Genomic DNA, 9,925 nt, shown 5'->3' on the forward strand with positions numbered 1-9,925 from the left:
CGCCGCCACCGTGGGCACCGCCGTTCTCGCCGACAACGCCGGCCCCGCCGGCCCCGCCGTCGCCGCCCTGGCCGCCGATGCCCATCAGCAGTCCGCCGTTGCCCCCGTCGCCGCCGGGCGCGCCGTCGGCCCCGGCTCCGCCGTCGCCGCCGTTGCCGATCAGCCCGGCGGGCCCGCCGAGGCCGCCCTGCCCGCTGGCCGCGGTGCCGCCGGCCCCGCCGTCGCCGAACAACACACCGCCCGGGCCGCCGGCGGCCTGCAGCACCGTGCCGCCGTCGATGCCGGGGGTGCCATTGCCGAGCAGATCGTGTCCGATCAGCGCCAGGCCGATCGGGTTGATGAAGGTGTTGTCGACGAATTCACCGAGCGGATTGGTGATCCAGAACTGGCCGATCGCGTACGTGGGCTGGTAGATCACCGTGTCGAACACACCGGCCAGCGCACCGATGAGGGAGACAAGGGACGGATCCGCCGACGCCAACACAGAAGACGCCAACGCAGCATCAGCGGCGCTCACCCCGACGCCGGCGGGGTCCAGACCCGCGAACGCATCGGTCAGACCCGTCATGGCTGCCTCGGCAGGCTCGATGACCGGATCGAGGATCACCTCGAGAAGGTCGGCGTGCGCAACCGGCGCGACGGCCAGGGGAGTCATCGCCGCGGCCGCAACCGCCCCGGCGGTCGTGGCCAGGCCGATCACCCGACGACAACGCCCCCTCTTGGCGCGGTGTGCGCGGTGTGATCGGCGCTTCCGCGGGGTGGGCCGGTCTGTCGTTTTTTTCATGGCCATTGTCGTGCCTTCCGCCGCAAGCTCACCGCGGATCGGGTCGTGTCCAGTAGCCTCACGCTAATCCTCGGGTGCCGAATTCCTAGACCGGTGACGACGCCGCCGGGGCGGCCGCCGCCGCGGTGGGGCGCTGGCCGGTCAGCCCGTAGGCGATGCGCAGCGCCACCGCCATGATCGTCTCGGTGGGGTGCGCGCCGCTGGAGGTGACGAACACGCTGCCGTCGGCGGCGTAGACGTTGTCCATGAAATGCATCCGCCCGTCGGCATCCAGCACGCTGGTCTTGGGGTCGGTGCCCAGCTGCATCCCGCCCATGGTGTGTTTGCCGCTGGGGAGCGGCGGGCCGGACAGCGACGTCACCAGACGCTTGGGTATGGCGGCATACAGCTGGGCGCCGGATGCCCCGCACATCGCAGTGACCAGCGGTAGGAAGAAGTCCTGGGAGACCTTCTCGAATTTTCCGATGTCGTAGGTGATCCGCGGCACCGGCTGGCCGTTGAAGTTCTTGACCGTCGGGTCCAACGTCACCGTGTTGGTCAGATACGGCATATCGGTGGCAAAACAGTCCACCCCGGCCAGCCGGTCGCGCAACAGCGAGGCCCGCATCAGCTCCTTGAACGGGCGGCCGAAAAACTGCACCCCCGGCAAAAACCCCAGGATCTGCTGGTAGAACTTGCCTTCGGTGATCGGGTTTTGGCTGCCGCCGAGTTCGCACAGCCCGGCCCGGATGTAGGGCAGCCCGGCCAGCCGGGCGAAAGCCCGCGCCCCGGGAAAGTCGGGGTCGTTGAAGTCCTGCATGATCTGGGTGAGCGCGCGGCCCTTGTAGGCGTGCACCCGCTGGTCGAGAAAGACCGCGAAGCCTTCGTAGAAGTTTTGAAACATCATCCGTTTGCCGATGCGCCCGTAAGGATCGGGCAGCTCGGAGAGCAGCGCCAGCCACGGTGTGAGCACCGCCGAGCAGGACAGCACCACCACGTCGGCGCTTTCGGTGCCGGGTTTGCCCTGCGGGTCCAGAAACGACACCCCGGTGGCCTTGCGGCCGGTGAAATTGACCTTGGTGACCTGCGTCAGCGGGCGCAGATCGGCCCGCCCGGTTTGCAGCGCCCGCCGCAGCGGGATCAAGGTGGTCGGTTTGGCCGAGATCGGGCAGCCGTAGCTGGAGCAGAACCCGCAGTTGTTGCACGCCGGGGTGCCGTTGTATTCCACCGAGTTGATCACCATCGGGGCGAAGTAGGGATGCAGCCCGATGCGTTTGGCCCCCGCGGCCAGCAGCAGCGACGAGCGCTGCTGGGCTCCCGGCGGCATCGGGAAAGGCTGCTCTTGTGGCGCGTGTTTCAACACCAGCGCCGGGGTGGACCCCAGGTCGCCCTGGGTGCCGATCAGTTTTTCGACCGCGTCGTAATACGGTGCGATGTCGCTGTATTCGAACGGCCAGTCGGCCATGTCCGCGCCGGGCACCGGGCCCAGGAGCGACAGCCCCTTGAAGTCGATGTCCCACAGCCGGGTGAACTTGCAGTCCGAGTGCGGGTAGGTGCCGCCGACCTGGTTGGAAAGGTCGTCGACCGCACCGACGTAGGTTGCTGCCGCGTTTTGGTTGGCGTTTTGGCGAAACGTGCGCGGGAAGGCCAGCGGGTCGGGCTGCTCGAAGGGGCGATCACTTTTGAGCTCGTCGTTGGAGAACATCGTCGGAAACGGCCCGGTCCCGGCGAGGTTGGTGTAGTACTGCGGCCCCATCTCGAAGATCACCACGTCCCAGCCGGCTTCGGCGAGCGCCATCGACACGATCGAGCCGCCGGCGCCCGAGCCGACGACGATCGCCTTAGACATTGACGCCGCCTTTGCCGCCCAGCATGGCGATGATCTTGGTCCAGCCGCCGTTGAGCAGCTTGGCGATGATGCCGTTCGGGGGGATCCCGACCGGGTCGAACTGCGGCGCCTCCACTTCGGCGTTGGTGTAGCCGCGTGGCTGGACGTCACCGGGCCAGAAGATGTCTTTCCAGCCGACCAGGTTCGCGTTGCCGCCGTACTCCGGGACGGCGTACATGCCCTCGATGGTGTGGCCGAACAGCAGTTTGGTGAAGGACACCGCCTTGCCCGTTTGCAGGATGGCGTCTTGGCGCGCCTTCGACACCGTGGTGAAGTCGCCGCCGGCCAGCTCGTCGAGTAGCGCAATACCGTTGGTGTACTGCTCTTGATAGTTGGCGATGCGCTGGCGCCACCCGTAGGTCTGGGCACGGTCGAGCGGGACGAACTCGGCCATGAAGTCCTCGGTACCACCGGCGCGGTTGCTCCACGGCCCGCCCGCGAACACCTCGGGGGGTGAGAACGAGAACGCGGCCAGCAAGTTGTCCAGGAAGCGGACCACGTTGGCTTCGTGGGCCCCCGGCGACCCGGCCTCGAGCGGATCGTCGTCGGGCCCGGGAATCAAGCGGCGGGTGGCGGCGTCGAGCACCGCGGCCTGGTGCTCGGATAAGAAGCGGTATGACGTGTCGGCGGATGCGGCCGGCAGAACCCCCGGCATGGTGGCGGCCAGCGGCAGCAGGCTCAATCCGCTCAGCACCGTGCGCCGGGAGATCGGCGCCGGCCCGTCGGCACGATCGATGGCTTCGTTGCTGGACACAGGCGGAGTATGACGGAATTTTTGAGTGTCACCTGGGAATACGGTTTCTGCGGCGTGTCGTGCCTGCGCCGATGGGGGGTTTGTGATAGTCAGCTGGTTGTGCGAGCCGGCCGTCTCGTAGGGTCGGTGGGTGCTGATCGGGTTGCTGCTGGCGCTGGGCTGCTCGGTCGCCTACGGCACGGCGACGGTGTTGCAGGCCGCAGCCACCCGAGCGGTGGCCGGCGGTTCCAGCGGCGGTGTCGACGGGGCGTTGCTGTGGCGTGCGGTGCGGCAATGGCGTTATCTCGCGGGTCTCGGGCTCGACGGCCTGGGCTTCGTGCTCCAAGTGGCCGCGCTGCGGTCGGTGCCTATCTACCTGGTTGCCGCCTCGTTGGCCGCCTCGATCGCCGTCGCCGCCTTGGCGGCCGCGTGGGTGCTGTCGGCGCGACTGTCGCCGGCGGAGTGGACGGCCGTGGGCGTGGTGTGCCTGGGGCTGGCCATGCTCGGGTTCGCCGCCGGACCGGAAGGTTCCCGGCCCGGCCCGGCCGGACTGGGCTGGGCGCTGGTGGTGGTGGTCGCGGCGATCTTTGCGGCCGGTACGGCCGCGGGCCGACTGGGCGACCGTGGGCGGGCTCTCATCCTGGGCTTGGCAGCAGGGGGAGGCTTCGGGGTCGTCGAGATCGGGGTACGCCTGATCGCGTCCTTGGATCCGACCACGGCGGCGTTCTACACCGGCCCCGGGGTGTACGCGGTGCTGGCAGGCAGCGCGGTCGGGTATCTGTTGCTGACGTCCGCGTTGAGCCGCGGATCGGTGACCACCGCCGTCGCCGGCATGGTCGTCGGTGAGACGATCGGGCCCGCGCTGGTCGGGGTGGTGTGGCTGGGCGACCGCAGCCGGGCCGGCCTGGGCTGGATGGTGGTGGCGGGCTTCGGCATCGCCGTCGCCGGGTCGCTGGCGCTGGCCCGGTTCGGGGACGGCGCCGACCCCGCACCCGGTGCGGTATAGACGTTCTTCACCTGCTGGGTATCCTTCTACCAATGGGGCTCAACATCAAGAACGAGGGCACCGCCGCGCTGGTCCGCGAACTCGCAGCCAGGACCGGGCTCACCCAGACCGGCGCGGTCGCCGAAGCGGTTCGCGCCAAGCTGGCCGACTTGGATCGCGCCGGTGCAGGAACCCGCGATCAGGAACGGCGAGCGAAGGCCCGGCGGCTGCTCGATGAGTTGCGCGCATCGCTGAGCGACGCCGAACGTGCTCAGCTCAAGGTCGCCGAGCGGCAACTCTACGACGACGCCGGCCTGCCGTCGTGATCGTCGACACGTCGGCGATCGTCGCGATCGTGCTCGGCGAAGCACACTCCGACGATCTCGCCGAGATTCTGCTGGATGCGAGAGCCCCCAAGATGTCGGCGGCCACCGCCGTGGAAGTCGGTGCCGTCGTCATCCGCCGCCTGCGCCCGGAGGATCAACGCCGAGTCGAGCGCCTACTCGACGTGTGGGAGATCGAACTCGTGCCCTTCGACGCCGCACAAGCCGACATCGCGCGCAGGGCGTACCGGGACTTCGGGCGCGGTAGCGGGCACCCGGCGGCGCTGAACCTCGGCGACTGCTTCTCCTATGCGCTGGCCGCGCTGACCGGCGAACCACTGCTGTATGCCGGTGACGATTTCGCGCATACCGACGTCAGCGCCGCCTATCCCCGCTGACGGCGTGGTGTTGGCGGCGACGACGGGACGATCAGTCGCGCCCAGGTCCGTGCCGCGGCAGCCGCCGCCGGCATCCTGCGTTTCGTGCCGAGGTGATTCGGTCGCGTCGCTGCAGCGCAATGCCATAATTATGGCATGAACCGCATACGGCTGAGCACGACTGTGAGCGCTGAACTGCTCAGCAGCGCACGGAGCGTGCGGGCGGGAATCACCGACGCCGCCCTCATCGACGAGGCCCTTGCGGCGTTGCTGGCTCGGCACCGCTCCGCCGAGATCGACGCCGGTTACGCCGCCTACGACGAGCATCCGGCTGACGAGCCCGACGAGTGGGGTGATCTGGCATCGTGGCGGCGGGCGGCGGGCGCGTCGTGAGCGAACTGCCGGTTCGCGGCGAGGTGTGGTGGTGCGAGCTGGCCGAGATTGGCCGGCGCCCAGTCGTTGTCCTGTCCCGCGACGCGGCGATCCCTCGGCTTCGACGTGCCCTCGTCGCGCCGTGTACGACGACCATCCGCGGACTGGCCAGCGAGGTTATCCTCGACCCGGATTCCGACCCGGTCCCGCGTCGTTCGGCGGTCAACCTGGACTCGGTCGAAAGCGTCTCGGTTGCAGTGTTGGTCAGCCGCCTCGGCCGTCTTGCCGGCGCCCGGATGCGCGAGATCTGCCGAGCACTTGAGGTCGCGGTTGACTGCACCGGCTGATCGGGACCGGCGGCAAACACCGTCACGTTCGTCGGTTTTGTCAGTGCTCTGCCTTACGTCTGGTTCCGCTTCATCAGACGCTGTCGCCACGAGCCACTGCTGGCCGTCGGCAACGACTTCCCACATGCCGACCTCGACTTCGGCGACGGCATCATCGGATACTGGCCCGGCCCACGGGGATAGCTGAAGCCGCCCACCCGGGTCGGTGACGTCGATTCGCCGCATAACCAGCAGCCGATGACACAATGACCTGTGTGGACGACGTCGCGGCCCGCACCGGCGAGGCCATCGAGGCGCTGCGGTCTCACGGCGCCGTTTTCGCCTACCTGCACGGCAGCCGCGCCAGCAACACCGCGCGGCCAACCTCGGATATCGATATCGCCGCCTACTTCGGTGCAGACCCGCCGCAGGCCTTCGACGTTCTGCTGCCCGCGGGTGTCGACCTGCTTGTCCTCGACCGTGCTCCCCTCGAGCTCGCCGGCAGAGTCGCCCTGCACGGCAGGCTCCTCTTCGAGAGCGATCCGGCGGCGCGGGTGGTGTGGGAGGCAACCACCCGCAAGATCTACCTCGACGAACTGCCGCGGATAACCCGCGCCCATAAGGAGTTCGCCGAAGCGGTGCGCCGTGGTCGATGAGGTCCGCGTCCTTCGGCTGCTGCGGGCTATCACCGACGACGTGACAATCCTGCGGCGCGAATCCGCGGCCGATGCGGCCCGGCGGGCAGACCCCATATGGCTGCGTGGCGTCAAGTACACGTTCGTCACGGCGATCGAGGCCTGCATCGATGTCGCCCAGCACATCTGCTCGGCCCAAGGTTGGGGTCCTCCTGCCGACAACGGCGACGCGATGCGCCTGCTCGGCAGCCATGGGGTCCTCACCGCCGAGATCGCCGACGGTTTTCGCAAGGCGGTGGGATTTCGAAACGTCCTGGTGCACGAATACATCCAGGTATCCGACGACATTGTCACCGCCCGCCTACACAACCTCGGCGAGCTGGAGGCTTTCGTCGAGCAGGTCGCGGCATTCATCGCCGGTTGAACGTCGGTAGTGATAAATGGCCGCCTGCGCCGGCCGCCCAGCCGATGTCAGCAACCGAAAGCGTCCCCGTCGAATGTCGACGCGCCCGCAGCTGCCATCCGTTAGCCTGCGGGCGTGCAGGAAGGCCTCTACGAGTCGCTGCTGACTGAGCGGCTGCACCGCGCGTTGGCCGCGCATCCAGACCTGCACCTCGAGATCGACTCGGTCGATGAGGGCGAGCAGCCGCTGGCCATCGCGCGGCATCTCATGCCAGTCATCGAACGTGCGCTGCGTGCCGCGGCGACGCCGCAGGCCCGCGCCGAGCTGGTGCGCCGAATCGTGGCGGTGCTCGCCGACCCCGATCTGACGGTTGAGGCACTGCATCAACGCACGCTCGACACAATCGAGCGTCTCGAGGAGGTGCGGTCGGCCCAGCGTCTCGAGGTCGCCCGGTTACCTCGACCGGCTACACCGTTGTCGGACGCGGCGTTGATGACCAACGCACCCAACGAGCCCACGTTGGCGGCTGAGCTGCGCGCGGAACTCGCCAGTGCCGATCACGTGGACTTGTTGTGCGCCTTTGTGAAATGGCAGGGTCTGCGGCTGTTGGAAGACCAACTCGCCGAGCTGCGGCGACGCGGGGTGCCGCTGCGGGTCATCACGACGACCTATCTGGGGGCCACCGACGCCCGCGCACTCGACGCGTTGGTGCAGGAGTTCGGGGCGCAGGTGCGGGTCAACTACGAAACCGAGCGCACCCGCTTGCACGCCAAGGCGTGGCTGTTGCAGCGCAACACTGGTTTTCACACCGCCTATGTGGGGTCGAGCAATCTGTCGCACGCTGCGCTGGTCGACGGGCTGGAGTGGAATGTGCGGCTCTCGGCGATCGCGACACCTCATCTGCTGGAGAAGTTCCGGGCCACGTTCGAGTCCTATTGGGAAAACCGGGAATTCGAGCCCTACCATCCATCGGCTGACGGGGAGCGGCTACGTGCGGCGCTCGACGTCGCCGCGGGCGGACGGCAGCGTGATCGGCTCACGGTCACACTGTCGGGGTTGGAGGTGCAGCCCAAGCCCTTCCAGGCCGAGATGCTCGAAGAGCTCGACGCGGAACGGGTGCTGCATGATCGGCACCGCAACCTGATCGTGGCGGCCACCGGAACCGGCAAGACCGTCGTCGCGGCGCTGGATTATCGCCGGCTGGTCCGCGAGGTGCACGCCCGCGCGTTGACGTTGCTGTTCGTTGCGCACCGCAAGGAGATCCTCACCCAGGCGCGGCGCATGTATCAGGAAGTCTTGACCGACCCGACGTTCGGCGAACTGCTGGTCGGCGGTGAGCAGCCGACCCGGTGGCGGCAGGTGTTCGCCAGCATCCAGTCGCTCTCGGCCGAACGGCTTGCCACCATCGAGCCCAGTCACTTCGACGTGGTGGTGATCGACGAGTTTCACCACGCCGAAGCCGCCTCCTATCGACGGCTGCTCGACCATGTGCAACCCATCGAACTGCTGGGGCTGACCGCGACACCGGAGCGCGGTGACGGCGTGGACGTGCGGGAGTTCTTCGGCGGTCGAGTCGCCGCGGAACTGCGGCTGTGGGAGGCGCTGGAACAAAACCTGCTGTGCCCGTTTCATTACTTCGGCATTCACGACGGGGTCGATCTAGCCGGCGTGCAGTGGAAGCGTGGCGGATACGAGCTGACGGCGCTGAGCGCTGTGTATACCGGCAATGACGCGCGCACCCGCATCGTGCTCAAGGAGCTGCGCGACAAGGTGGACGATGTAGCGGCGATGCGGGCTCTGGGTTTCTGCGTGAGCATCGAGCATGCCCGCTACATGGCGGACCGGTTTGCCACCGCCGGTGTTCCGGCGCGTGCGGTCTCAGCCGAGACCCCGGCCAGCGAACGCCAGTCGGCGCTGACCGCGTTGCGCAACCGGGACATCAACATCGTGTTCGCCGTCGACCTGTTCAACGAAGGCTTGGACATCCCCGAGGTGGACACGGTGCTGTTTTTGCGCCCAACCGAAAGCGCCACCGTCTTCCTCCAACAACTCGGCCGCGGCCTGCGGCTGACACCGGGCAAAACCGTGTTGACCGCTTTGGATTTCGTCGGGAATCAACGCCGCGAGTTCCGCTTCGATCAGCGTTTCCGCGCGCTGACCGGGCTGAACCGCAAGGCTCTGGTCCACCAGCTGGAGCAGGGGTTTCCGTTTCTGCCCTCGGGCAGCCAGATCGTGCTCGACCCCATAGCGCGAGAGCTGGTGCTCGAAAACGTTCGCCAGCAAGTCCAGCCGCGCTGGGCGGCGCTGGTCTCGGAGATTCGCGACCATCCCAACAACGACCTGGCTTCCTACCTTGACGCTTCCGGGCGCGGCTTGGACGATGTGCTGCGCTCGGGTCGTTCATGGACCACGCTCTGCCGCGACGCCGGCAGATTGGCCGCTCAACCGGGCCCGCGTGAACGGCAGCTGGTCAGCCGAGTCCGCGCGCTCGCCCACGTCGATGATCGCCTGCGCCACACCGGCTACCACGCAGCTATCAATGGTGAGGTGTCGGCGGACAGCCCTGCCGAGCAGCGGCTGGCCGAGATGCTGTTTTATTCGCTGTTTCCCGACGGCGGCGGATTCGACAGCGCCGCAGACGCGTTGGCCGCGATCCGCGCTGAACCGGTGATCGACGAGATGCGCCAGGTGATCGACATCGCCTTCGACGCCGCGCGCCGCAGCACCCAACCGCTGGGAGATCTGATCCCGGCGCTCACCGATGTGCCGCTGGCGCTGCACGCCAGCTACTCCCGAGAAGAAATCCTCGCCGCCCTGGGTGTGGCAGCACGGCGGCGGCCAAGCACCTTTCGGGAAGGCGTGCTGTGGTGCGACGCGATCGACACCGACGCGTTTCTGATCACGCTGAAAAAGACCGAAACCGACTACTCCCCGACGACGATGTACCGCGACTTCGCGCTCAGCCCCGAGCTTTTCCACTGGGAATCGCAGTCGACAACCTCGTCGAGCTCACCGACCGGGCAGCGCTACATCCACCACCGCGACCGTGGTTCGCACATTCTGCTGTTCGTCCGCGAAGCCAACACCGACGCGCTCGGGACCGCGCCGTACGTGTTCCTC

At 67.8% G+C, this 9,925-nt stretch carries 10 protein-coding genes and 1 pseudogene; 8 read left to right on the forward strand and 3 right to left on the reverse strand.

The window, feature by feature from the left end; translation table 11 throughout:
- The 3 genes from F6Q13_RS15970 to F6Q13_RS15980 all read right to left on the reverse strand — a co-directional run.
- Positions 1-700 (reverse strand): PGRS repeat-containing protein (locus F6Q13_RS15970; protein ID WP_367141324.1); only part of this gene is annotated, 700 nt, incomplete at its 3' end.
- A gap of 169 nt (positions 701-869) precedes the next feature.
- Positions 870-2,612 (reverse strand): GMC family oxidoreductase, encoded by a 1,743-nt coding sequence (locus F6Q13_RS15975; protein ID WP_293058587.1) that lies wholly within the window; start codon positions 2,610-2,612, stop codon positions 870-872.
- On the reverse strand, positions 2,605-3,405 hold the full coding sequence (locus F6Q13_RS15980) for a gluconate 2-dehydrogenase subunit 3 family protein (protein WP_293058589.1): 801 nt from the start codon (positions 3,403-3,405) through the stop codon (positions 2,605-2,607). The genes F6Q13_RS15975 and F6Q13_RS15980 overlap by 8 nt, the downstream gene beginning before the upstream one ends.
- A 130-nt stretch (positions 3,406-3,535) precedes the next feature.
- Between F6Q13_RS15980 and F6Q13_RS15985 the strand changes: the two genes are divergently transcribed.
- The 8 genes and pseudogenes from F6Q13_RS15985 to F6Q13_RS16020 all read left to right on the forward strand — a co-directional run.
- Positions 3,536-4,390, forward strand: coding sequence for a hypothetical protein (locus tag F6Q13_RS15985; RefSeq protein ID WP_293058591.1), 855 nt, complete (start codon positions 3,536-3,538; stop codon positions 4,388-4,390).
- A 32-nt stretch (positions 4,391-4,422) separates the two neighbouring features.
- Positions 4,423-4,695 (forward strand): type II toxin-antitoxin system VapB family antitoxin, encoded by a 273-nt coding sequence (locus tag F6Q13_RS15990; protein WP_293058594.1) that lies wholly within the window; start codon positions 4,423-4,425, stop codon positions 4,693-4,695.
- Complete coding sequence (locus F6Q13_RS15995; protein ID WP_293058597.1) at positions 4,692-5,090, forward strand: type II toxin-antitoxin system VapC family toxin; 399 nt, start codon at positions 4,692-4,694, stop codon at positions 5,088-5,090. The genes F6Q13_RS15990 and F6Q13_RS15995 overlap by 4 nt, the downstream gene beginning before the upstream one ends.
- 123 nt (positions 5,091-5,213) lie before the next feature.
- Positions 5,214-5,462 (forward strand): annotated as a pseudogene (locus tag F6Q13_RS16000) (antitoxin); the annotation flags it as partial.
- Positions 5,459-5,788 carry a type II toxin-antitoxin system PemK/MazF family toxin gene (locus F6Q13_RS16005; protein WP_293058600.1) on the forward strand — a complete coding sequence of 110 codons (330 nt, stop codon included), beginning with the start codon at positions 5,459-5,461 and terminating at the stop codon, positions 5,786-5,788. The pseudogene F6Q13_RS16000 and the gene F6Q13_RS16005, both read left to right, overlap by 4 nt.
- Before the next feature lie 254 nt (positions 5,789-6,042).
- The gene (locus F6Q13_RS16010) at positions 6,043-6,423 is read left to right on the forward strand and encodes a nucleotidyltransferase domain-containing protein (protein WP_293058603.1); all 381 of its coding nucleotides are present in this window, start codon (positions 6,043-6,045) and stop codon (positions 6,421-6,423) included.
- Entirely contained in the window at positions 6,413-6,826 is a 414-nt protein-coding gene (locus F6Q13_RS16015) for a DUF86 domain-containing protein (protein WP_293058605.1), read from the forward strand. Before F6Q13_RS16010 ends, F6Q13_RS16015 begins: the two co-directional genes overlap by 11 nt.
- A gap of 114 nt (positions 6,827-6,940) precedes the next feature.
- A partial coding sequence (locus F6Q13_RS16020) for a DUF3427 domain-containing protein (RefSeq protein WP_293058608.1) occupies positions 6,941-9,925 on the forward strand: 2,985 nt, incomplete at its 3' end.

The organism is Mycobacterium sp., from assembly GCF_008709575.1.
Taxonomy (GTDB): domain Bacteria; phylum Actinomycetota; class Actinomycetes; order Mycobacteriales; family Mycobacteriaceae; genus Mycobacterium.

Bases quoted from the DNA above. Each gene is read 5' to 3' on its own strand.
- F6Q13_RS15975 (WP_293058587.1), bottom strand. From the start codon at position 2,612: ATGTCTAAGGCGATCGTCGTCGGCTCGGGCGCCGGCGGCTCGATCGTG.
- F6Q13_RS15990 (WP_293058594.1), top strand. From the start codon at position 4,423: ATGGGGCTCAACATCAAGAACGAGGGCACCGCCGCGCTGGTCCGCGAA.